The 23,994-nt window shown below is 68.3% G+C and carries 20 protein-coding genes; 5 read left to right on the plus strand and 15 right to left on the minus strand.

Annotation, left to right across the window (positions count from 1 at the left end):
• Nucleotide 1 precedes the first annotated feature (1 nt).
• From QE397_RS18715 to QE397_RS18750, 8 genes are all read right to left on the minus strand, one after another.
• Nucleotides 2-1,810 (minus strand): glycoside hydrolase family 15 protein, encoded by a 1,809-nt coding sequence (locus QE397_RS18715; protein ID WP_307096646.1) that lies wholly within the window; start codon nt 1,808-1,810, stop codon nt 2-4.
• The gene (locus QE397_RS18720) at nt 1,807-2,472 is read right to left on the minus strand and encodes an HAD family hydrolase (protein WP_307096648.1); all 666 of its coding nucleotides are present in this window, start codon (nt 2,470-2,472) and stop codon (nt 1,807-1,809) included. The genes QE397_RS18715 and QE397_RS18720 overlap by 4 nt, the downstream gene beginning before the upstream one ends.
• Nucleotides 2,473-2,522: 50 nt before the next feature.
• Nucleotides 2,523-3,947 (minus strand): hypothetical protein, encoded by a 1,425-nt coding sequence (locus tag QE397_RS18725; protein ID WP_307096650.1) that lies wholly within the window; start codon nt 3,945-3,947, stop codon nt 2,523-2,525.
• Nucleotides 3,944-4,474, minus strand: coding sequence for a signal peptidase I (locus QE397_RS18730; protein WP_285187036.1), 531 nt, complete (start codon nt 4,472-4,474; stop codon nt 3,944-3,946). The genes QE397_RS18725 and QE397_RS18730 overlap by 4 nt, the downstream gene beginning before the upstream one ends.
• A gap of 48 nt (nt 4,475-4,522) precedes the next feature.
• Nucleotides 4,523-5,197 carry a hypothetical protein gene (locus QE397_RS18735; protein WP_307096653.1) on the minus strand — a complete coding sequence of 225 codons (675 nt, stop codon included), beginning with the start codon at nt 5,195-5,197 and terminating at the stop codon, nt 4,523-4,525.
• A 21-nt stretch (nt 5,198-5,218) separates the two neighbouring features.
• Entirely contained in the window at nt 5,219-5,890 is a 672-nt protein-coding gene (locus tag QE397_RS18740) for a SipW-dependent-type signal peptide-containing protein (RefSeq protein WP_056443308.1), read from the minus strand.
• Between the two features lie 340 nt (nt 5,891-6,230).
• Nucleotides 6,231-7,754, minus strand: coding sequence for a catalase (locus QE397_RS18745; protein ID WP_222638967.1), 1,524 nt, complete (start codon nt 7,752-7,754; stop codon nt 6,231-6,233).
• Nucleotides 7,755-7,915: 161 nt separating this feature from the next.
• The gene (locus QE397_RS18750; protein WP_307096657.1) at nt 7,916-9,001 is read right to left on the minus strand and encodes an SMP-30/gluconolactonase/LRE family protein; all 1,086 of its coding nucleotides are present in this window, start codon (nt 8,999-9,001) and stop codon (nt 7,916-7,918) included.
• A gap of 200 nt (nt 9,002-9,201) precedes the next feature.
• On the opposite strand from QE397_RS18750, the gene QE397_RS18755 reads away from it, so the two are divergent.
• A complete protein-coding gene (locus QE397_RS18755; protein ID WP_307096658.1) occupies nt 9,202-10,350 on the plus strand; it encodes a hypothetical protein in 1,149 nt (382 codons plus the stop codon).
• 72 nt (nt 10,351-10,422) lie between these two features.
• Here the strand turns inward: QE397_RS18755 and QE397_RS18760 are convergent, their stop codons facing one another.
• The 4 genes from QE397_RS18760 to QE397_RS18775 all read right to left on the minus strand — a co-directional run bounded on the left by QE397_RS18760 (nt 10,423) and on the right by QE397_RS18775 (nt 15,421).
• Nucleotides 10,423-12,129: a GMC oxidoreductase gene (locus tag QE397_RS18760; protein WP_222633313.1), complete on the minus strand. Its 1,707-nt coding sequence runs from the start codon at nt 12,127-12,129 to the stop codon at nt 10,423-10,425.
• Complete coding sequence (locus QE397_RS18765; protein WP_051613577.1) at nt 12,126-13,601, minus strand: NAD(P)/FAD-dependent oxidoreductase; 1,476 nt, start codon at nt 13,599-13,601, stop codon at nt 12,126-12,128. Before QE397_RS18765 ends, QE397_RS18760 begins: the two co-directional genes overlap by 4 nt.
• 56 nt (nt 13,602-13,657) lie before the next feature.
• A complete protein-coding gene (locus tag QE397_RS18770) occupies nt 13,658-14,269 on the minus strand; it encodes a TetR/AcrR family transcriptional regulator (RefSeq protein ID WP_056443296.1) in 612 nt (203 codons plus the stop codon).
• Nucleotides 14,270-14,338: 69 nt separating this feature from the next.
• On the minus strand, nt 14,339-15,421 hold the full coding sequence (locus tag QE397_RS18775; RefSeq protein ID WP_285187018.1) for a glycosyltransferase: 1,083 nt from the start codon (nt 15,419-15,421) through the stop codon (nt 14,339-14,341).
• Nucleotides 15,422-15,604: 183 nt separating this feature from the next.
• Between QE397_RS18775 and QE397_RS18780 the strand changes: the two genes are divergently transcribed.
• Both QE397_RS18780 and QE397_RS18785 read left to right on the plus strand, forming a co-directional pair.
• Complete coding sequence (locus tag QE397_RS18780) at nt 15,605-15,802, plus strand: PspC domain-containing protein (protein ID WP_027506653.1); 198 nt, start codon at nt 15,605-15,607, stop codon at nt 15,800-15,802.
• A gap of 291 nt (nt 15,803-16,093) precedes the next feature.
• Complete coding sequence (locus QE397_RS18785) at nt 16,094-16,783, plus strand: hypothetical protein (protein ID WP_056443289.1); 690 nt, start codon at nt 16,094-16,096, stop codon at nt 16,781-16,783.
• A gap of 106 nt (nt 16,784-16,889) precedes the next feature.
• Here QE397_RS18785 and QE397_RS18790 read toward each other — a convergent pair whose 3' ends face one another.
• Entirely contained in the window at nt 16,890-17,933 is a 1,044-nt protein-coding gene (locus QE397_RS18790) for an aspartate-semialdehyde dehydrogenase (protein ID WP_027506652.1), read from the minus strand.
• A 7-nt stretch (nt 17,934-17,940) separates the two neighbouring features.
• Entirely contained in the window at nt 17,941-19,206 is a 1,266-nt protein-coding gene (locus tag QE397_RS18795; RefSeq protein WP_027506651.1) for an aspartate kinase, read from the minus strand.
• Nucleotides 19,207-19,334: 128 nt separating this feature from the next.
• On the opposite strand from QE397_RS18795, the gene QE397_RS18800 reads away from it, so the two are divergent.
• The gene (locus QE397_RS18800) at nt 19,335-21,011 is read left to right on the plus strand and encodes an FUSC family protein (protein ID WP_285187004.1); all 1,677 of its coding nucleotides are present in this window, start codon (nt 19,335-19,337) and stop codon (nt 21,009-21,011) included.
• Nucleotides 21,012-21,179: 168 nt separating this feature from the next.
• Nucleotides 21,180-23,000: a 2-isopropylmalate synthase gene (gene leuA, locus QE397_RS18805; RefSeq protein ID WP_027506649.1), complete on the plus strand. Its 1,821-nt coding sequence runs from the start codon at nt 21,180-21,182 to the stop codon at nt 22,998-23,000.
• A 48-nt stretch (nt 23,001-23,048) separates the two neighbouring features.
• On the opposite strand, the gene QE397_RS18810 is transcribed toward leuA, so the two are convergent.
• Entirely contained in the window at nt 23,049-23,942 is an 894-nt protein-coding gene (locus tag QE397_RS18810) for a LysR family transcriptional regulator (protein WP_027506648.1), read from the minus strand.
• Nucleotides 23,943-23,994: the final 52 nt, after the last annotated feature.

Here is a 23,994-nt window from a genome sequence, read left to right on the forward strand (position 1 = left end):
CCTACTTTCCTGTGTCGGAGGTCGTGTGGTCGTGGCCGCTGGCGAGCGTGAGCGCAGCGTTGATGAGAGCGAGATGGGAGAGCCCCTGCGGGAAGTTGCCCAGAAAGGTCGACGGTTCGTCCTCCGCCGACCGGTCGGGATCGATCATCTCGGCGAAGAGGCCGACGTCGTTGCCGCTGGTGACCAGTCGATCCATGAGTGCGGTGGCCTCGTCGTCGCGGCCGAGCTTGGCGAGGGCGCCGACGACCCAGAACGAGCAGGCGACGAACGTACCCTCGACCATCTGCATGCCGGAGTAGCGGTAGAGGTGGTCGCCGGAACCGAGTTCGTCGCGCAGAGCGTCGACGGTCCTCGACATCCGCTCGTCGTCGACGCACCGACTGCCCGCGTGCAGCAACACGGAGGCGTCGAGCTCATCCGTGCCCGGGTACCAGACGTAGGCGCCGCGGGCCTCGGACCAGCAATTGTCGTCGATCCACTGGGCGATGTGGTCGCGCTCGGTCACCCACCTGTCCGCGATGCCGGGAATCATGCCCTGCTCGGAGAGGTGCACCGCACGGTCGAGCGCGTGCCAGCAGCCCATCTTGGAGGACGTGTAGTGCCGGATCGTGGGCAGCTCCCAGATTCCGGCGTCCTTGCGGCGCCAGATGTCACACGTCGTGTCGGCGATCTCCGCGAGAAGTCGACCGGTGGGCGCATCGAGTACGTTGCCCGCGTCGACGTAGAGGGACACGATGTCGAACAGGTCACCGAAGATCCCCTGCTGCAACTGAGTTGCCGCCTCGTTTCCGTTGATCACCGGACCGACCCCGCGCCACCCCGGCACGTCGGGATATGTCGAGCCGCCCGGGATCTCACCGTTCAGGGTGTAGAACACCTGCGTGATCTGCTCGTTGCTGCGGATGATGCGCAGCAGCCACGCCACCGCGGCGTGGACCTCCTCGCGCAGACCGAAGCGGATCAGCGCCTTGATCGTGTACGCGGTGTCACGCACCCACGCGTAGCGGTAGTCCCAGTTCTTGGCGCCGGCCCACCGCTCCGGCAGCGAGGTCGTCGCCGCCGCCGCGATGGCACCGGACGGGCTGTACAGCAACAGCTTCAGTGCGAGGGCGCTGCGATGGACCTCGTCGTGCCAGGGGCCTTCGTACCGGAACTCCTCGGACCACATCTGCCAGTTGGCGATCGTGCGATCGATGCCCGAATCGACGTCCTCCGGCACCGGGAGATACAACGGTTCCACCTCGGTACCGACCACGGCCACGAGGGAGCGCGAACCGACCGCGGTGGTGAATCGACCGCTGATGGAACGAGATTCGAGCTCGATGTCGTCGGCATTGAGAGTGCGCACGCCCAGAGTGACACCGTCGACGCGCAGCACCGTACCGTGCACCGTCTCGTACGACCACGGCGACGCCGTTCCCAGACACGTCCCCGGAGCGACGGACCACTCCATGTCGACACTGCCCTCGACGCCCTCGACGCGCCGTGCGAGCTCGGTCCACGGAAGGCGTCCCGCCACACCGGTGTTCAGCGAGTCCGTGACGTTCACGACGCCCGACTCGGTGGTGAACGTCGTGACCAGGACATTGGTGCCGTCGGCGTACCGACGGGTGGTCGTGAACTCCTCCGCCGGACGCATAGAGATGTAGCCGCCGGACTCGGCGTCGAGCAGTGCCGCGAACACCGGCGCGGTGTCGAGATTGGGAACGGGAAACCAGTCGATGCGCCCGTCGTCCGCGATGAGCGCGACGGTGCGGCCGTCGCCGATCGCCGCGTAGTTCTCGATCGGTGCGTAACCGTTCTCTCTCATTCGAGGCGCGCGATCATCGAACTGTCGATGTGCGCCAACAGGTCTGCAGGATCGTCGTACACCGCGGTGGCGCCGGCCTCGGTCAACTCGGCACTCGAGACGCCGCCACTGCGCACTCCGATACACGGGACGCCCGCTGTGACGGATGCCTTCACGTCCCACGCGGAATCCCCGACGAAGACGGCGCGCTCGGCACCGACGCCGGCACGGTCCAGCGCGATGTCGACGATGCGCGGCTCAGGCTTCGCCGTCTCGACGTCCTCCGACGACGTCAACTCCGAGACGATCTCCTCGACCCCGAGAAGTCCGCGAAGGATCGCGAGTTCGTTCTCCGGTGCCGAGGTGGCCAGCACCACCTGCAGCCCGCGGTCCGCTACCGCGCCGAGCAGGTCGAGCGCACCGGGCAGCGGCGACAGCAGGGAGGACATCTCCTCGTAGTACTGCGTGTGTAGTTCCTTCGCGCGTTCCGCCGCGTCCTCGGGTGCGTCACCCGCCAACGACGAGAGCAGCTTCGCGCCGTCCATGCCGATCGAGCGGTGAATCCGCCACGAGTCCACAGCGATACCGGCGTCGGAGAAGGCACGAGCCCAGGCGTGGACATGGGCGTAGTTCGAATCGACGAGCGTGCCGTCGATGTCGAACAGAACGGCGGGAGAAGTCACCCTCCTCGACTACCCGGGGGTGGGGGACGACAAACGGCGGGAGGGCAGCGTCACGACCGGGTGGCCGCCTCCACCGGCACCGTCTCCCCCGTGAGCGTCCTCGGCGACCAGAGCCCGTCGGTCGTGGCAGCGGCGATGCCAGGTGGCGACAGCGCCACCGGAGTGAAGACGAGGGTGCTGCCGTCCGAACACGTGAAGGTGACCGCATCAGGACCGACGGAGCATTCGAGCCCGTCGGATGTCGTGATCGACGTGATGGGCCCCGCCCCGGAGAACACCGTGGCGGAGGCTGCAGCGGGAGTGGTGGTGGTGGTGGTCGGCGCCGGAGACGTCGTGGTCGTTGCGGCGGTGCTCGACGATGCAGGAATCGTCGTCGCGTCGGTCGGTGACACCACCGAGGACGCCGACGGCTGAGCGCTGGTCGTCGCGTCCGCTGTCGTCGTGACCGGTGTCGTCGCGTCCGCTGTCGTCGTGACCGGTGTCGTCGTGACCGGTGTCGTCGCAGCCGGCGGTTCCGCTGCGGCTACTCGCGCAGATGCGGCGGTGATCGACACGGGCCCGGTCGGTCCGCCTCCGCACGCCGCGTCGACCAGCACCAGGGTGAACCTGATGTCGAGAAGGATGCCCCCGAGCAGTCCCAGCCTCAGGATCCGGCCGTTCTCCAGCAGGAGGCTCGAGCGCGCAGACGACGAGTTGTCGACGACACTGCGAAGTGTTCCCGACACGCCAGGCACCACGACGGTGGACCCGCTCTGGGGGAAATCGAACGACACCGTGCCGCCCGCAGGCGGAATCGCGACGGCGTTTCCGCCTCGAACGGTGATCGAACCCCGAGGGTTCAGCGTCGTCACGTTTGCCGCACTCGGAGGTGTTGCCGTGTAGGTCGGCCCGGAGGTGGTCAGGTCACAGGATGCGGCCGATGTCACAGGCGACGGCACCGAGACCACGTCTGTCGACCCCAGGCCGAGAAGCGACAGCAGTGACGCGTACAGCGTGTAGGACGACAGAGTTGCGCGCGCGTTCACTCTCTGCGACGGGACCGTCGTGCACGGTGCCGGCGTGTTCGGCGCCCATCCGTAGGCCGCGCACGACGAGCCTTGAATCGGTGTTCCCGGAGCAGCGCCTCGCGAAGTCAGCTCGTTGGCCAACCCGAGTACCCCGGCGCTGCTGTACGGCCCGGCCGTGGTGCTGGTGACTGTTCCCGGAGCCGCTTGCGATCGCGTCGCTGCCGGTCCGGGCCACGGCGGGTTCGTTCCGCCCGCGAGCAGATCGAATGCGAGACCCGACGCTGAACCGACGCGTCCGATCTCCGCGTACGCGCTTCCGGCGCTGGGCCATGATCCGATCGACACGGTGGCCGCTGCGTGGTCCCGCCCCTGCCAGGCGGCAACGGTGCCATCGGTGTTCGAGACCACCGACACGACCGTCAGCACAGCAGCGATCAGGACCAGTGCCACCGAGCGCGGGCGGCTCACGGTACCGGCCGCTTCGGCGTTCTCGGCCAGAACATCGCCACGACGAGAGCCGCCATCGAGAGGGTCAGAAGCACCAGAACCAGGGGACTCGAGAACCACACCACCACCTTCGCGAGGCCGGGCACCGACCACAGCACCTTGCGCACCTCGGTGACGTCGTATCCAGCCGGATCTTCGTACTCGTTGGCATCGCCCTTCAGCTCGAGGAACGTTGCGCCGTCGCGGCCGGGCGAGGTCTCGACCACACGGTGCGTGACAGGCAGCTCGCCGACCCGTGCGATCGTCACGACATCCCCGGGAACGACGGAGTCCGCAGGTACCTCCCGCACCACCGCGAGTGACCCCGTCGGCATCGTCGGTGCCATCGATCCCGTCTTGAACATGATCAACGAGATGTTCAGGGTGAACGACAGAACCACCAACACGATGCAGACGACACCGCCGAGCGCGAGAACGTTGAGAACGGCGTCACCCAGGCGGGAGAAGGCCGAACGACGCCGAGGGGGCGCTGCGTGACGAGTCGACATGGTGTGAGCACTTTCTGGTGGCGCGAAGGGGTGATCGGACATGTGGACTCAGGCGGTACCGAGGAAGGTCCACGTTGCCCGAAGGGTCGACGACGCGGCCCCGGCGGTCCACACCGCGAGGGTGTCGGGCAGCGTCATCCTGAAGCACAGAGGCACAACGGTTCCCGTGGTCGTCGGCGATCCTGCCGGGAGTACGACGGCCCCGCTCGCCGAATCGGCGGACAACGGGACACCGCCCGTGACCGAGCCGACGACGAACGATGCCGTCGAGGCGAACGAGGTGCTGTCGCACGTGGGCGATCGAACGACTGCGTACTGCAACAACGATGCGAGGCCCGAGGGCACCGACGCCGTGCCGTCGACGGTCACGGCCACCGCCGGCGACCCGGCAACCGAACGCAACGAGATCGCGCCGTAGACCGACTGACCCGGGAGCAGCGGCGCAGCCGGAAGCAGAGAGAGCACGGCAGGCGCGGCCTCCGAGTGGGTCGCGAAGGGCGCCCCGAGCGTCGCCGACTCGAAGCCGAACGGTGTTGTGCTGAATGCCGATCCGCCCAGGACCCGGTCGGTCCACGACGCCGCGACGTCGGTGGCCGAGAGTGCCGCGACGACGAGTCCTACGACCAGACCGATCACGGCACCGAGCCGAGCCCGTCGTCCGACGACGGCGTCGTGCGTCCGCGGTTCCGCCGCAGTGTGCCGAGATGGTGCGTGACGAGACATGGGGTGACGAGGAGCAGCCGATTACGGCGTCGGCACCACGGCCTCGGCCTGGAACTGCCAGGTGACCGTATTGGTGGTCTTACCGGCCGCCTGGTCCGCGGTCACGGTCGCAGGCAGGGTCACGGCGAAGCACAGAGGAAGAGCGGTGCCGGTCTTCGGCAGCGTGATGGCCTTGGAGGCGCTTCCCGTGCCGAGGGCACTGCCGACGGGGACGACACTCGCGCCTCCGGTGATCGTTCCGGCCGCGCAGTTCGCCGCGGTGACGCCGCTGACGACCTGATAGGTGAGAAGGGGTGTCAGCGCCCCCGTCGTCGGCGTGGCCCCTCGGAGGGTCACGGCCGCGTCGTATGCGCCGCCTGCACTGGTTCCCAAGCCGACGCGCAGGGCAACCGGCGCGTACACCGTCGTGCCGGGGCTCAGCGCGGAGAAGCCCGTCGTGTAGTTGAAAGTGCCCGCAGTCTCGGCGGTGTTGTATTCCTGCCACGCCCCACTGCCGGCGGCCGAGAAGTCACCCTGCACGTTCCAGTTCTCCGCTGTGAACTGCGCGGTGCCGAACACGTTGTCGCTCCATGCAGCCAATGTCACCGCCGCTCCGACGCCGAGAACCAGCCCGCCCGCGAGGAGCGCTCGAACCTTGCGGCGACGGACATCACGCTGCTCACGCTCTGTCTCGACGGTGAGATCAGTGGTCATGGCAGGTCCCCGTTTCGCTTCGACGAGCCATTACCGCAATGGCTGCGAGCGAACTGTAGATCCATTCTCGAAACCACACATACCGAACGTTCTTCAACTTCTGCGAACCATTGATCGGTACTCGGGGTCACACAGACCGATCGGGGCGATACGACGAGGCCGTTCGATGAACCGGGCCGGGACGTGAGCCTGTCGGCGTTGCCGCCGCCGCTTCGGTGCCCGAAGCAGCGAGCCGGCAGAGAATTCTGACCACACGTTTCAAACGTGATCTACATCACACACGGCAACGCCCGCCGAACCCGCTGAGGGTGCGACGGGCGGCGTCGAGAATCGGAGCGGATCAGACCTTCGCGGCCTCGTCGGCCGGGTCGTCCACCGCGCCGGCGCCGGTCGTGGGGGCGGTCTCGCCCTGTCCGGAGCGCACACCCTCCTCGACCTTCTTGCCGATCTCGGGGTCGACGTTGCTCCAGTACTGGAACACCCGCTGCAGCACAGGCTCGGTGACACCGTTGAGCGCGTGGCCGACGATGTTGCCCACGAGACGCTCGCGGGCGTCGTCGTCCATGATCTCGCGCACGAGAATGCCGGCCTGGACGAAGTCGCCGTCCTCGGGATGCTGCACGTACCCGGTGCGCACGAATCGGGGCTCGAAGTCCCAGGCACCGTCGTCGCCGTACGCGTTCGTGTCGGCGGCGGGACCACCGTACGAGTTCGGGGCGTACACGGGCGTCTCCGCGGAGTTGTAGTGGATGTTCATCGCACCCTCCTTGGAGTAGGAGTTGATCTCCGCCTTCGCCCGATTGACCGGCAGCTGCGCGTAATTGGTGCCGATGCGGTACCGGTGCGCGTCCGCGTAGCTGAAGATGCGTCCGAGCAACATCTTGTCCGGGCTCGCACCGATGCCCGGAACGAGGTTGGACGGCTCGAACGAGCTCTGCTCGATCTGGGCGTGGAAGTTCTCCGGGTTCTTGTTCAAGGTCATCGTGCCGACCTCGATCAACGGGTAGTCCTTCTGCGACCAGACCTTGGTCAGATCGAACGGGTTGTACCTGTACGTCTCGGCATCGTCGTACGGCATGATCTGCACCTTGACGGTCCAGCTCGGGAAGTCGCCGTTGCGGATCGATCCGAACAGGTCCTGACGATGATGATCGGGCGACGTGCCCGCCAGCTCGTCGGCCTTGTCCTGTGTCAGGTAGTCGATGCCCTGATCCGTCTTGAAGTGGAACTTGACCCACGACTTGGTGCCGTCGGCAGCGATGAACTGGTACGTGTGCGAACCGAAACCGTCCATGTGGCGGAACGACTTCGGGATTCCGCGGTCACCCATCAGCCAGGTCACCTGGTGTGCCGACTCGGGCGACAGGGTCCAGAAGTCCCACTGCATGTCGTTGTCTCGGAGACCGGAGTCGGGCATGCGCTTCTGGCTGCGGATGAAGTCCTGGAACTTCAACGGATCGCGCACGAAGAACACCGGCGTGTTGTTGCCGACCATGTCCCAGTTGCCTTCGGTGGTGTAGAACTTCAGCGCGAAACCGCGGGGGTCGCGCCACGTGTCGGGGCTGCCCTGCTCGCCCGCGACGGTGGAGAAGCGCGCCAGCATCTCGGTCTTCGCGCCGGGCTGGAACACCGCCGCCCGCGTGTACTGCGAGATGTCACCGGTGACCTCGAACGTGCCGAAGGCGCCTGCACCCTTGGCGTGCACCACACGCTCCGGGACCCGCTCACGGTTGAACTGCGCCATCTTCTCGATGAGGTAGTGATCGTGCAGCAGGATCGGTCCCTGCGCACCCGCAGTGAGGGAGTGCTCGTCGCTGGGAACCGGGATACCGGCGTTGTTGGTCGTGGGCCTCGGCTGTGTCATGAGTCCAGTGCCTCCTGTTCGTGGCAGACGCGAAGCGTCGCGGTGTGACGCAGAACGTCCGTCGTACCCGCATACCCGGGCATCGACTCGCGCACACGCAGAATGTCGATCCGTTCCAGTATGACCCCTTTTCTGGAATCAGTCCAGTTACGTTCGTGGTGTCAGGGCGTCGGGTACAGGAGGGGCAGTCCCCGCTCCCCCACGCCCAACTCCTGGATCGACCACTCGCGGGGGTCGATCGCGTACTGGGAATGGTTGGTCGCCAACACCGACGTGCCGCGGAAGGCCAACGATGCGGGAGTGACGAGAGGCACCGCCAGCGCCGCCCTCGCTTCGGGGGACGGGAGCGCGCCGACGACGCCACGTCCGGGCTCCACGATCTCGACGTCGTTGATGATCGGGTTCGCGACCGCCACGTAGACGCGGCCCGACTCCCCGATGGCGATGCCGTCACCCTGTGACGTCGTGGCGATCTCCTCGCGAGTACCCGGACCACCGTTCCCGTCGACGCCGAGGCGGAACAGCTTCCCGCGGAAGATCGACGGGTCCGCTGTCAGGGAGATCGTGACCACGAAGACGAGGCGGCCCTGCGCGTCGAACTGCATGCCGTTGACGCTGTACAGCGACACGAAATCTGGACTCTGGTACCAGATCCGAGCCTCACCGCCGCCGGCCGGCACCTTCCAGATGGTGGCCTGGTTCAGATCGCTCACGTACAGATTGCCCGCCGCGTCGAACACCGGGTAGTTGGGCCACGCGGGTCGATCGACAGGGCTCGGCTCGCACGGGACGATCCCCCGACCACAGGACGGCAGATCGGGGAACGTCGCGTAGACCGACTGGGCTCCCGATGCAGGATCGAGTCGTACCGCACGCGCACCCGACCAGTCGAGCGCGTACACCCGGCCCGCACCGTCCAGCGCGATGCCGTTGACCCCGTGCTCGGCGTCCGGGGAATGCCCCACGAGATCGTAGGTGCCGATCAGTTCACCGGATCCGTCGTGATGCCAGACCGTTCCCGTCGATCGGGGCCGATTCGATCCCGTCCACACGCTGCCGTCGGACGGATCGACGGCGATGCCCTCCGGCTGTCCGGGCAGCGGAAGCTCGGAGAACGTTCGTGCGCCACCGGGCGCCGGCGACGGTGGTACGGCGGGATCCGCACTCCCCGTGGCACTCCCGAACACGGTCATGGCGGCCACTGCCACCACGGTGACCATGACTCTGGTCAGAGAGAACGTCGACACGTCAGGAGCCCCCCGGCACGAATTACGCAGCACTGTGCTGCTCCGGTGGACACTACGGTCAGTCCGACCGTCCCCTCGTGTCCACTCGTCCAGGGCCGCGTAGCGGGCATTGTGCCAGGTCACACACATGTCGGAGATGGGGGATTCGTGTGGCACTCTTCGGTCGTCGAGATGGCAGCAGTTCTGGGGGGAATACAACAATGCACAGTCGTTCGAGCAGATCCGGTCTTCTGCGGCGGGCGGGACTCGTCGCCGCTGCGGCCGTCACCGCGGTCGCCGCCTTCACGGGCACCGCCTCGGCCGACCCGGGACCGGTGGCACCGTCGACCCTTCTCGGATCGATCAGCGACGGCCCCGGCCAGTTCCACGTCTTCCGCACGGTGGACAGCGGCAATCGGCCGACTGCCGAGGACACCGCGCGGTGCAACGCCCAGTACGGCGTTCCGGCCCAGTACCTCCTCGTCGAACGTCTCGACGCCCGTATGTACACGTTCCAGTCGGACCCCGCGTCCGGCGTGCTGACCGCCGAGACGGCGCGCAACGTCGGACCTATCTACGTGTGCGACGGGCTGGGGCTCGACGGAACCCAGATCCTCGACCAGTGGGGCACTCTCGACGCTCCCGGCCTCGGCCGTCTCGACATGCGCGGACCGTGCGGCTTCGAGCTCTACCCCGGATCGCCCGGACGCGGCGCCGTCGACTGCGTTCTCCGCATCCAGCCCAACGCGTCCGGTGTGAGCGCCGGTGTCGCCACCAGCAACTCGGTGGCCAACCCGTTGCGTCTGCCCGGTGGACGCACCGGATCGGTGTGGACGCTGTACTCGCTCGGCGAGGGCACCGCGCCCGTCGATTCGGCTCCGCCCGCCGGAATCCCGCAGCCGACGGGCCCGATCGCCTACAACGTGACACGCGAGGTGAACTCCCGATCGGTGGGATCGTCGCCGTCCTGTGCGGGAGGCGAGCGCACCACCGAACTGCACGCGGCGAGTGTGGATCCGGCCACGGGCGCGGCCTCGACCTCGCCCAGCGAGATCACGGCCGCGACAGCGCGTGTCTGCTACTCCCCGACGGCGCAGCCCGAATTCGGTGCTGCCCTGACCGTCACGTACGACAACCTGCCCGGTGGCCCGCTGACGGTCGAGGGACGCGGTCAGTGCCGCCAGAACTCGCTGCCCGGCATCGCCGACGTGCAGCAGAGTTGCGGCCTCACCCTCCCGCCGAACCCCGCACGCGGACTGGCCGGCGGACAGGTGACCATCAACGGACTGGTGCCGGCCGGTGACCCGGCAGGGTCCGCCAACTCGGCGATCTGGACCACCTCGCTGCTGGGACCCATCTCCGGCAAGTGACCGAACGGGACAGGCCCCGATCTCCGCGAGGAGGTCGGGGCCTGTGTCGTCTCGGGGTCGAGCCCGCGCGAGTCAGCGGTTCCGACCCACCACGGTGAGCGGGAGTCGCAGTGCGCCGGGTGCTTCGGCGGGAACCACGGGAGCGACGGGGCGGACCGGGGCGAGGGGTTCGTACCCTGTGCCGACCGGCGGACGCTGATCGTTTTCTCCCTTGTTCGGCCACAGGGCCATCGCCCGCTCAGCCTGGGCGGTGATGGTGAGCGACGGATTGACGCCGAGGTTCGCGCTCACGGCCGATCCGTCGACGACGTGCAGACCCTCGTGCCCGAACACCCGGTGGTACGCGTCGATGACGCCCCGTTCCGGCGTCGCACCGATGACACAACCACCGAGGAAGTGCGCGGTCATGGGAATGTCGAACACGTCCGCGAAAGAGCCACCCGGGTCGCCGCCGATCTTGTCCGCGGCCTTCCTGATCGCGATGTGCCCCTCCGGGATCCACTTCGGCGGCGGGCTGCCACCTCCCGGGCGAGAGGTCAGACGCCGACCGAATCGACCTTTCCTGGAACCGAGTTCCAGCGAGTTGTCGTCGGTCTGCATGACGAGCGCGATGACGGTGCGTTCCGACCAGTTCTTCACCGACAGGCTGCGCACGGTGGCGGCCGGGTGGCGCAGCGCGACGCCCAGCGTCTTCAGCGGTCGCGGCAGCCTGCCGCCGCCGTCACTGAGAACGGTCTGCAACAGTCCGATGGCGTTGCTGCCCTTGCCGTATCGCACCGGCTCGATGTGCGTGTGATCGTTGGGGTGGAACGACGAGGTGATCGCCACGCCCTCCGTGTAGTCGATCTGCCGGTCACGCGCCGTCGCGGCCAGCACCGCTTCGGAGTTGGTGCGCACCACGGACCCGAGCTTGTCCGACAGGTGGGGCAGATCTCCGGTCTCCTTCATCGCCAGCATCAACTTCTGGGTCCCGTAGGTGCCGGCGGCGAAGACGACGTGGTCGGCCGTCATCACGGTCTCCTTGCGCCGCAGCTTCGCACCGGTGCGACGCGTCCGCACCTCGTATCCACCGCCCTCGCGGGGACGCACCGAGGTGACCGTGGTCAGCGGATGCACCATGGCACCGGCCTTCTCGGCGAGGTAGAGGTAGTTCTTCACCAGGGTGTTCTTGGCGCCGACACGGCAGCCCGTCATGCACGCACCGCACTCGGTGCAGCCTGTCCGGGTGGGTCCGACGCCACCGAAGAACGGGTCCGGGACGTCGCGACCCTTCTGCCCCGGCTGACCGAAGAACACGCCGACCGGTGTGGTGCTGAACGTGTCACCGACGCCCATCTCCTCGGCGATGTCGCGCATGACCTTGTCCGCGGGGGTGATGGTCGGGTTGTCCTCGACGCCCAGCATCCGACGCGCCTGCTTGTAGTACGGCGTCATCTCCGCTTCCCAGTCGGTGATGTCACCCCACTGCGGATCCTCGAAGAAGCGGCTCGGGGGCTGGTACAGAGTGTTCGCGTAGTTCAGCGATCCGCCGCCGACACCGGCTCCGGCCATCACCAGGACATTGGGGAGCAGGTGGATCCGCTGCAGTCCGTAGCACCCGATCATGGGCGCCCACAGATACTTCCGCAGTCGCCAGCTCGTCTTGGGCAGCTCGTCGTCCTCGAAACGACGACCGGATTCCAGGACACCGACTCGGTATCCCTTCTCGGTCAGACGCAGGGCGGAGACGCTGCCGCCGAAACCCGATCCGACGACGATGACGTCGTAGGTGTTCTTCATATTGCTGCCTTCTCCGACGGTGTACTTCCCACAGTTCGGCCGACGTCCGGCCCTCCGCGCGCCCGCATCGTGCGGTAGTTCTCGATGTCGAACGCGGCGGTCGCCTTGCGGAACTTCCACGTGAAGGTCGGCCACATGGCCGAGTTCCGTCCACTCGCGTCCAGGTACCAACTCGAACACCCACCGGTGTTCCACACCGTGCCGGCCAGGTCGGCGTCGAGAGACGCGTTCCACTCGTCGACCGCGGACGGACTCACGTCGACGGCATCGACGCTGCGACGCGTCATCTCGCGCAGAGCGGATTCGACGTACGCCGACTGGGACTCGAGCATGTAGACGATCGAGCTGTGTCCCAGGTTGGTGTTCGGCCCGTACATGAGGAAGAGATTCGGGAAGCCGGCCATCGTCGTACCTCGGTAGGCGCGCGGGCTGCCGCCCCACCGCTCGGCGAGAGTTCGACCGTCGCTGCCGCGCAACAGATGTGCGACGGGCGGCTCGGTGGGGGTGAAGCCGGTACCGAAGACGATGGCGTCGACCTCGCGCTCGCGTCCCGCGGCGTCCACCACACCTGTCGGCGTGATCGAGGCCAGACCGCTGTCCACCAGTTCGACGTCCGGTCGCTGCAACGTGTCGTACCAGTCGTTGGACAACAGCATGCGCTTGCAGCCGATGGTGTAGCCCGGCGTGAGGCGCTTCCGGAGTCCGCCGTCGCGCACCTTCAGTCGGAGGAAACCCGTGGCTATCGTGTGCGCGATCGACAGAAGCTTGGGCCGCTTGGCCATCATCTCGACGTACATCTCGCGGTACGCGTAGATCGCACCGCGCTGCGCCTCGAGTGTCCACGGCGCGCGGCGGTAGAACCATCGCTCGATCGGACCGCGCGTGCGGTCCATGCGCGGGATCACCCACGCCGGGGTGCGCTGGAAGACGTGCAGTTGCGACGTGACCGGGGCGATCTCGGGAACGAACTGGATTGCCGACGCACCGGTGCCCACGACGGCGACACGCTTGCCGCGCAGGTCGTAGTCGTGGTCCCACGTCGCGGAGTGGAAGGTGTGGCCGGCGAATGTGTCGAGGCCCGGCACAGCGGGCAGCTTCGGCGTCGAGAGCGTTCCCGTGGCCGCGACCAACACTCGGCAGGTCAGATCACCCTTCTCCGTGGTGACGTCCCAGACGCAGCGTTCCTCGTCCCACTGCGCCCCGAGCAGCGCGCAACCCGTGACGAGACGGTCTCGGATCCCGAAGTCGTCGGCCACCCCGCGCAGGTACCGATGGATCTCCGGTCCACGAGCGAAGGTGTGGCTCCAGTCGGAGTGCGGGGCGAAGGAGAACGAGTACAGCGACGTCGGAACATCGCACGCGACACCGGGATACGTGTTGTCGCGCCAGGTCCCACCGACGTCGTCGGCACGCTCGATCACGAGCACGTCGGCGGACGGGTCCTCGCGGAGCACCCGCGCCGTCACACCCATACCGGCGAATCCCGATCCGACGACGAGAACATCGACGTGCGCGGGCAGTGTGGTCGTCACAGCTCCGTCACCGCCCGCTCCCACTCCGGCAACAATCGTGCACGCATCGCGTGTTCCTCCTCGGGGGTTCGGAAGATGGCCGACACGGCCATCCCTCGTGCGAGTTCGATACTCAGGTCGAAGGCAGCGGGAGACATGCTGTCCCCGTAGAGCTCTCGGCCGCCTTCCTGCAACACCTCGGTCACTCGACGCTCGAGTGGTTCCACCGCGGCGTGCAGTGCCGCATCCGTGCGGGCGGCGACCCACAGTTCGAGCGCCGCGTGGAACAACGGGCCGGAGAAGGCGTCGAGCAGGAGCGCCGGGCCGACGGGCCCACCGCGGTGGACCCCGACCAGCTCGTCGAGGCGTCGCTCGACGAGCCGCTCGACGGCCGCCACGACGAGCGCTTCCTTCGTCGGGAAGTGGTGGAGCTGAGCACCGCGGGACACACCGGCCCGACGTGCGATCTCCTGGGTGCTCGCGCGGGAGTACCCGACGTCCACCAACGTGTCGATGGCGGCGTCGAGAAGCTTGGCCCGCGTGCCGGCGGTGCGCTCCGCCTGCGTCCGGCGGGCGGGCTGGGCAGCCGGCTCGGTCACGGCGGTGGTCTCGGTCACATCTGCGACCATATCGGCTTTCTTACAAACAGTCCAGACTGAATGTAAGTGAGTTCGCCGGAGTTCAGGGCGGGCCGACCGTCACCGCCCGGACAGGACCTCGAGCATCGATTCCACCGCCGTCGGCCAGCCGTACTGCTCCGCCCTCGCCCTGGCCGTGGGCCGTCCGCCCGAGGGGAGCGCCAGGGTCGCGGCGATGCCCTCGGCGAAGTCGCGAGAGCGATTGGCCACTGCTGCGCCGCAGTCCGGGGTGACGATCTCGGCCAGCGCGGACGTTCCCGACACCACCGCGGGTGTGCCCGACGCCAGTGCCTCCAGGGCCGCCAGCCCGAACGTCTCGTGCGGTCCGGGAGCGACCGCCACGTCCGCCTCGGCGAGCAACCGTGCGACGCGCTCGCGGTCGGAGACGAACCCGGCGAAGTGCACGGGCAGACCCTCGGCGCGCCGCTCGAGCGCGGACCGCCGCGGACCGTCGCCCACCACCACCAGGCGTGCGTCGATGCCCTCGCGGCGCAGGTGTGCCAGGGCGTCGACGCTCCGCTCGGCGTGCTTCTCCACCGACAGCCGTCCACAGTGCACGAGCCGGATCATCCGTCCCTCGTTGCGATGGCGACGCGACGGGTGGAACAACTCGAGGTCCACCCCGAGTGCGATGCGGTGCGCGTCTGCGCCGATCCGGTCGAACTCCTCCTGCGCGAACGCGGTGGTGCACACCACCGCGTCGTGACCGAGGACGGACCGCCGGTTGGCGACGTCCGCCGCCGCGCGCGCCACCGGGACGGGCAACACCTGTCCGAGCAGTCGGTCCAGCCTCTCGTGGGAGATCATCACGCTGCGAATCCCTCTGTGGCGCGCCCACGTTCCGAGGCCACGCAGGGTCAGACGGTCCGAGATCTCGAGCACGTCCGGTCGCAGACTCGCCGCGACATCGGCCGTCACGGACGGCCTCGCCACCCGGTAGCCACCGGTCATCGGGAGCCGGGTGGACGGGACGGTGATGCGATGCACCCCGGTGGCAGACATCGTCTCGGAGTGGACGTCGCCGGGCACGATGACCGTCACCTCGTGGCCGCGAGCGACATAGCCGGCTCCGAGTTGGTCCACGGCCGTCCGCAGACCGCCCGAACGAGGTCCGTAGAAGTTGGCCACCTGCACGATGCGCATGCGGCCCAGTGTCGAGGTGAGCCGTGTACGGACGAGGACCGCGCCGAGAACGTCGCACGAACACTCACGTCGAGCATTCACCGTCGTCGCACGACGGCGGCACGGGAACCAGGCACCGGCGCCGCACGTTGCCGTGGTGTCCGACCCGCGACGACACGTCACCGACGAAGAAGAGGTCCCACGATGACCAGCCCGGCCCGCAGGCTCACCCGTTCACGTCAGAGCAAGCTCATCGCCGGAGTGTGCGGCGGTCTCGCCGAGCGCTTCGGTCTGAGCGCAGGACTCGTGCGCCTCCTGTTCGTCCTCTCGTGCATCCTTCCGGGACCGCAGTTCGTGATCTACCTGGTCCTGTGGATCGCGATCCCCAAGTCGTCCTACTGATCGTTCGATCAGTTCGAGAGTGAGTGCACATCGGGCGCCGTTCCCGTGGCGGGTTCGTATTCCGATCACCGACAACATCTTTGACCAACGGTTGGACAGGGTCTACTTGCGGCACGACTGACCTGCACCTACTGTCGAAGTCGATTCGTCGCACGTGCGGTGTCGTCACCTCGTCCACCGTGCGCTCACGTCGAAGTGCGAGGCGTTCGAGCCCCGGGGCGCCCGGCACCACACGGCCACTCTCGAGCAGGCTGTTCGCCACCACCCTGGCGCGCGGCCGGCAAGGACACGATGTCTTACCACGGCGGTTTCCCGCACCACGGTGATCCTTCGGGCCGCGGCGCTCGACCTCGTCCGGGCACTCTCCCCGGTCCCGATCGCGCCCGCGGTCGCTACACGTGGCGCTATCTCGACACCGACGACGCCGCCCGCCTGTGGGACGAGGTGACCGACTGGGTGTGGTGGCTGCGTGACCGGTACGAGCTGACCGAGCGCATCCCCCGCTGCTGGTACCGGCACGGACCGGTGGTCGAGGAGTTCACCGCCGTGTTCGCGTCCTGGAGCGAGGCCTACGGCGGCGAGAGCGGACTGTCCCGCTGGCATTCGCAGGACCTGTGGCCACTGATCGAGCGGCTCGAGGTGATCGCTGGATTCGAACAGTGTCAGGCCGACGGGTGCTCGCACGACTCCGGCTTCCTCCACGCTCCCGAGGGCACCGAGGCGGTCATGGAGCCGCTGGTCGACTCGTCGGGCCGCGATGCCGACGAGCCGGTGTCCACGGTCGATGCGATGGTGGTCGGTGTCGTCGACGAGAGCGTGATGCTCTCGGCCGTGGTCAGCGGCGAGGCGACAGCGCTCGACGCCGGTCTCCCCCACGGGCGCTACCGACTCGACGGACGCCTGTGGACCTGGAGTTCGATCCTGGGTGGGTACGTGCCGTCACGCGACACGCACCGCACCCTGCGCGCCCTCGAGAGCTGAGCGCGCGGGACCGAATCCGACCGGCCTCCGGCCTCCGGCCTTCCCGCCTGATCCGACCGGCCTCCGGCCTTCCCGCCGAACCCGACCGGCCTCCGGCCTTCCCGCACTACCGAACGAAGAGTTCGGCGATCTGAATCGTGTTGAGGGCAGCACCCTTGCGCAGGTTGTCGCCGGACACGAACAGCGCGAGTCCGCGACCGTCCGGCACACCGGGATCCTGCCGGATGCGTCCGACGAGCGACTCGTCGGCGCCGGCCGCCTGCAGAGGCGTCGGCACGGCCACCACCCGCACGCCGGGAGCCGACGACAACAGTTCCGTCGCCCGTTCCACGGACAGCGGGTTCGCGAACTCCGCGTTGATCGACAGCGAGTGGCCGGTGAACACGGGAACGCGGACGCACGTGCCGCTCACCAGCAGGTCCGGCAGACCCAGGATCTTGCGGGACTCGTTGCGCAGCTTCTGGTCCTCGTCCGTCTCGCCACTTCCGTCGTCGACGAGAGAGCCCGCGAGCGGCAGGACGTTGAACGCGATCGGCGCGGTGTAGACCGTCGGATCGGGGTACGCGACGGCGCTGCCGTCGTGCACCAGCTTCTCGGCGTCGGCCACCACGGCACGCGCCTGCGTCGCCAGTTCCTCGACACCGGCGAGACCGCTGCCGGACACGGCCTGATAGCTCGAGACGATGAGCCGCTGCAGCCCGGCCTCGTCGTGCAGCACCTTGAGCACCGGCATCGCCGCCATGGTGGTGCAGTTGGGGTTCGCGATGATGCCCTTGACGAGATTCTTCGTCGCCTCGGGGTTCACCTCGCTGACCACGAGCGGGACGTCGGGATCCTTGCGCCACGCGGAGGAGTTGTCGATGACGGTGACGCCGGCGGCGGCGAAGCGCGGCGCCTGCTCGCGGGACATGGTGGCGCCGGCCGAGAACAGCGCGATGTCGAGCCCGGTGGGATCCGCGGTGGACGCGTCCTCCACGGTGATCTCGCCGTCGCCCCACGGCAGGGTCTTGCCGGCGGACCGGGCGGACGCGAAGAAACGGATCGAGGCGACGGGAAACTTACGCTCCGCCAACAGGGTTCGCATGACGGCGCCGACCTGGCCGGTCGCGCCGACGACTCCGATGTGGAGGCCGGTGGAATTCGTGGTCATGATGCTCCTACCTTCCGGTTCCGCCGTGCACGACGGCGATCTCGTCGCCGCCGAGGCCGAAGGCGGCGTGCAGCACGCGCACGGCCTCGTCGAGCTCGGAGTCCTTGGTCAGCACGGAGATACGGATCTCCGAGGTGCTGATGAGGTCGATGTTGATGCCCGCGTCGGCGAGCGCTTCACAGAACGTCGCGGTGACGCCGGGGTGCGACTTCATGCCGGCGCCGATGAGCGAGACCTTGCCGATGTGGTCGTCGTAGAGCACCTTGGTGAAGCCGATCTCGCCCTGCAGCTTGGTCAGCTTCTCCACCGCGGTGGGTCCGTCGGCCTTGGGGCACGTGAACGTGATGTCGGTCTTGCCGGTGTCGATGCGCGAGACGTTCTGCAGCACCATGTCGATGTTGATCTCGGCGTCCGCGACGGCCCGGAAGACCTTGGCGGCGAAGCCCGGCTGATCGGACAGGCCGACGACCGTGACCTTCGCTTCGCTCCGGTCGTGCGCGACACCGGTCAGAATGGCTTCTTCCACTGGAATGTCCTCCATGGATCCGGACACGATGGTCCCTGGCTTGGTGGTGTACGACGAGCGGACGTGGACGGGAACGTTGTAGCGGCGGGCGTATTCCACGCACCGCAGCATCAGGACCTTGGCGCCGCACGCCGCCATCTCGAGCATCTCCTCGAACGAGACCTTCTCGAGGTGACGGGCGTCGGGAACGATGCGTGGGTCGGCGGTGAAGATGCCGTCGACATCGGTGTAGATCTCGCAGACGTCGGCGTTCAGCGCGGCGGCGAGCGCGACGGCGGTGGTGTCCGACCCACCGCGCCCGAGCGTCGTCACGTCCTTGCTGTCCTGGCTGACGCCCTGGAAACCGGCGACGAGGACGATCGAGCCCTCGTCGAGTGCGTCGCGGACACGGCCGGGCGTCACGTCGATGATCTTGGCGTTGCCGTGCACGCTGGTGGTGACGACGCCGGCCTGCGATCCCGTGAAGGATCGGGCCTCGGCGCCGAGGGAGTGGATGGCCATGGCGACGAGCGCGTTGGAGATGCGTTCGCCCGACGTGAGCAGCATGTCCATCTCGCGCGCGGGCGGCGCGGGGCACACCTGCTGCGCGAGGTCGAGCAGTTCGTCGGTGGTGTCTCCCATCGCGGAGACGACCACCACCACGTCGTGGCCCTTGCGCTTGGTCTCGACGATCCGTTCAGCGACGCGCCGGATCCGCTCGGCGGTCGCCACCGAGGATCCTCCGTACTTCTGAACGACGAGTGCCACGCTGGTGCTACCTCCCGAGTCGAGAACGTCCCGCTGGACATCCACTGGTGCGACGGGTGCCGCCGGAACGGTCAGCAGCCTACCGACCTGCGGGGGTCCGGGGGGAATCGCGTGCCTACCATCAGGTGGTGACAGCCCCGGACCCGTCCGCTCTACCGCCTCGTCCTCGGCGCCGACGACTCTTCGTCGCGGTGCCGTCGGTGGGGCCGCGCTGGCCCGGCGGCCTCCGCGCCGCGCTCGCGTTCGGTGTTCCGGCACTCGCGCTGCTCGCGCTCGGTTTTCCCACCGAGGCCCTGCTGACCGCGGCAGGCGGGTTCGCCGTCGTCTACGGCGAGGGCCGGCCGTTCCGGTCCCGCTGGTCGGTCGTCCTGTGGGCCGGTCTCGCGCTCGTGCTGTCCGCCACCGTCGGCGGCCTCGTGGGCCAGTACGGCGACCCGCGGAACTCCGTGGTGGGCGCCGTCCTCGTCGTCGTGGTGCTCACCGTCCTGGGCACCGTCGCGACCTTCGTGGTGGATGCGCTCCGTCTCGGACCGCCCGGTGCCTTCTTCTTCGTCCTGACCTGCGCGATCGCCACCATCGTCCCGCAGAGCGGGGTGACGGCGTGGGTCAACTCCGCCTGCGTCGCGCTCGGAGCGCTGTGGGCCCTGGTCGTGTCGATGGCACCGGCACTGCGCGACGCGTCGAAACCGGAACGCGACGCCGTGGCAGCCGCCGAGCGGAGCGTGACCGACTTCGGTGAGGCGCGCACCGCGGGCGATCCCGCGGTCGGTGCCCGGCACCGCGCCGCCGTCGCGGTCGATCGCGCCTGGGCCGCGCTGCACGACGCCGGGATACCGGCTCGCCGGATCGACGATCCGCTGGTCCTGCGACTACGGAGGGTCCACCTCGACTTCGCGCGCATCATCGGCGACGCACCGCTCGATCCCGAGCACGCGTCGGACACCGTGCACGTCACTCCGGATCACACGCCCTCCGTCCCGATGTCGCGCCCGACGATCAAGTTCCGGCTGGTCCGGGCCCTGCACGTCGATTCCCACGCCACCACCACGGCGCTCCGCGTCTTCTGCGCATCCGCGGCCTCGGGCGCGATCGCCGTCGTCGCCGGGCTCGGGCGGCCCGACTGGGCTGTCATCGGCGCGGTCCTCGTGCTGCAACAGGGCCTCGACCGACCACGAGGTACCGTCCGCGCCCTGCACCGCCTGGTGGGCACGGCCGTCGGAGTGGTGCTCTTCGCCGTCGTCTTCTCACTGTCACCGAGCGGGTTCGTGCTGGTCCTGCTGCTGATGGCACTGCAGTTCCTCATCGAACTGGTCATCGCTCGGAACTACGGCATCGCCGTCATGTTCATCACGCCCCTGGCGCTGCTCATCGGCGGCGCGTCCCATCCGGGTGCGCAGGCGTGGCCGCTCGCGACCGAGCGTCTCGTCGAGACGAGCATCGGTGTGCTGTGCGCGCTGGCGTCGATGTGGGTGGTCGCTCGTCACGCTCATCGGCGGTGCCTGCTCTGGTGCGACGGGCGCGTTCTCGACGCCTGTCGCCGGACGGCGGATCTGCTGCGCACCGTTACACCCACCCATCCGGACGCCATGACCGCGCGGCGAGACGTGCAGTTCGAGCTCGTCGGGGCCGCCTTCGCCGCCGAGCACGCCGTCAGCGACGACCGGGAGTGGACGTCGGCGAGGTGGGAGTCGCACCTGCGAGTCGACGCGGCCGGGTACGACCTCCTGTCCGCCTGCTGGCGCACCGCGGACGGCGCCATGCTGGCGGAACCGGAGCGGTGGAAGGACGTGGCACCGCGCCCGTGAGACGTGCCGGTGTCGTCCGCGCGGGCGACGGAGTAGGGTGACCCGCATGTTCGGCGCCGGGTTCGCCCTCCTCCTTCGTCGCCGCGACGGGGTCTGATTCACAGACCGGCTCCCTGTCGCGGGTCTTTTCGGCGCCGGTCGTCCCCTTCCTCACAACGGAGATCATCGATGTCACCCGCCGACGCTTTCGTATCCGGCTCACGCACGGTCACCACCCCCACCAAGCCTGCGCCCGCCGATCAGCCCTCGTGGAACACCCAGAAGAACTCGTCGATGCCGACGTTCCGGTACCGGTCGTTCGCCGAGGAGGTCGAACCGCTCACCCTCCCCGACCGCACCTGGCCGGACAAGGTCATCGATCGCGCACCCCAGTGGTGCGCCGTGGACCTGCGTGACGGCAACCAGGCACTCATCGACCCGATGAGCCCCGCGCGCAAGCGCCGCATGTTCGAACTGCTGGTTCGTATGGGCTACAAGGAGATCGAGGTCGGTTTCCCGTCCGCGAGCCAGACCGACTTCGACTTCGTCCGCGAGATCATCGAGGACGGTGCGATTCCCGACGACGTCACCATCCAGGTGCTCACCCAGTGCCGGCCGGAACTGATCGAGCGCACGTTCGTCGCGTGCGAGGGCGCCCGCAGCGTCATCGTCCACTTCTACAACTCCACGTCGATCCTGCAGCGCCGCGTGGTCTTCCGCGCGGACCGCGACGCCATCGAGAAGATCGCGACCGACGGTGCCCGCAAGGTGCTCGAGGAGGCGACGAAGTTCCCCGACACGCACTGGCGCTACGAGTACTCGCCCGAGTCCTACACCGGCACGGAGCTCGAGTACGCCAAGAAGGTCTGTGACGCGGTCACCGAGATCATCGCTCCCACACCGGAGAACCCGATGATCCTGAACCTGCCCGCGACCGTCGAGATGGCGACCCCCAACGTCTACGCCGACTCCATCGAGTGGATGCACCGCAATCTCGAACGTCGCGACTCGATCGTGCTGAGCCTGCACCCGCACAACGACCGCGGGACCGGCGTCGCCGCAGCCGAACTGGGCTACCAGGCCGGCGCCGACCGCATCGAGGGTTGCCTCTTCGGCAACGGTGAGCGCACCGGCAACGTCTGCTTGGTCACGCTGGGCCTGAATCTCTTCACTCGCGGAGTCGACCCGCAGATCGACTTCTCCAACATCGACGAGATCCGGCGCACCGTCGAGTACTGCAACCAGCTGCCCGTCCACGAGCGCCACCCGTACGGCGGCGACCTGGTCTACACCGCGTTCTCCGGCAGCCACCAGGACGCCGTGAACAAGGGCCTCGACGCGATGAAAGTGTCTGCGGACGAACAGGATCAGGACGTCGACGACGTGCTGTGGCAGGTTCCGTACCTGCCCGTCGACCCCAAGGACGTCGGCCGCACGTACGAGGCCGTGATCCGCGTCAACTCGCAGTCCGGCAAGGGCGGCGTCGCTTACATCATGAAGTCGGACCACGGTCTGGTGCTGCCGCGCCGACTGCAGATCGAGTTCTCCTCGGCCGTGCAGCGCGTCACCGACGGCGAGGGCGGCGAAGTGTCGCCCAAGGCCATGTGGGACGTGTTCTCCGAGGAGTACCTGGCCCCGATCGTTCCCCTCGAGCGCATCCGGCAGCGCGTCACCGCGGCCGAGGAGGACGGCGGAATCGACTCGATCTCCGCGATCGTCAAGGTCGACGGCGCCGAGCAGGAGATCACGGGCGACGGCAACGGTCCACTCGCCGCCTTCGTCGACGCGCTGGGCTCCATCGGGTACGACGTCAGCGTCCTCGACTACTCCGAGCACGCCATGTCCGCCGGCGACGACGCCCAGGCCGCGGCCTACGTCGAGGCGGCCGTGCGGCTGCCCGGCGGCGGCGAGACCATCGTGTGGGGTGTCGGTATCGCCACCTCCATCACCACGGCATCACTGCGCGCCGTGGTCTCGGCCGTGAACCGGGCGGCACGATCCGGGGCGTAGCCCTCGTGCGCCTTCTGCGCATCCAGGGATACGCAAAAGGCGCACGGGTCACGCAGTGACCTCCGCGACCCGCGCCGCGAACGCGTCCACCACGGCCCGCACGGCCGGACGCTCCGCGGCGCGGGGTCGTGTCGCCAGGTCGTAGATGCGGGCCGCGCGCACCCCGGCCAACCGGCGTTGCGTGACACCCGGGTGCGTCGAGGCGTGGCGCGGCATCAGCGCGATCCCGTGGCCGTGGGCCACCAGCTCCTCCATGAGCCGGAAGTCGTTGATCCGCAGATCGACTCGCGGCGCCACCCCGGTGACCGTCGCGATGGAGAGCAGCACGTCGTCCACCGGGAACCCTCCGCGGACACTGATCCACCGCTCGTCCGCCAGATCCTCGATGTCGACGGCATCACGCTCCGCCAGCGGGTGCCCCGGCGGCAGCACCAGGTCGATGGGCTCGCGCATCAGCGAACGCACCTCCACCCGCTCGGACGCGATGCTCGGTGCGCGCTCGTCCCGATGCGTCAGCACCACGTCGTAGTCCGCGAGCAACGCCGGCACGGCCGACGCGGGCACGTCCTCGTCCCGGGCGTCGACATCCACACCCGCCTCGGTGAGCCGGTCCAGAACCCCCGGCAGCAACAGTGCGGCGCCCGAGGGGAAGAGCGCCAGTCGAACGGTTCCGCGTGCGCTGCCGCGGTACGACGCCATCTCCTCCGACGCCCGGTCGAGGGCGGCGAGCACGTCGTCGGCGTGAGGAAGCAGCGCGCGTCCCGCCGCGGTGAGCCGCACGCGGCGCCCGTCGGGTTCGAGCAGGGCGACTCCCGCCTCCCTCGCCAACACCTTGAGCTGCTGCGACACCGCGGACGGTGTCATCGACAGCGCGTCGGCGGCCGCGGCGACCGTGCCGCGGTCCGCCAGCGCCCGCAGGACGCGCAACCGGTCGACATTCATGTAGCAACGCTACAGCTACCGGTCACCACAATTCGATTGTTCTTAGCAGTCG

This window comes from Rhodococcus sp. SORGH_AS_0301, from assembly GCF_030818285.1.
Classification (GTDB): Bacteria; Actinomycetota; Actinomycetes; order Mycobacteriales; family Mycobacteriaceae; genus Rhodococcoides.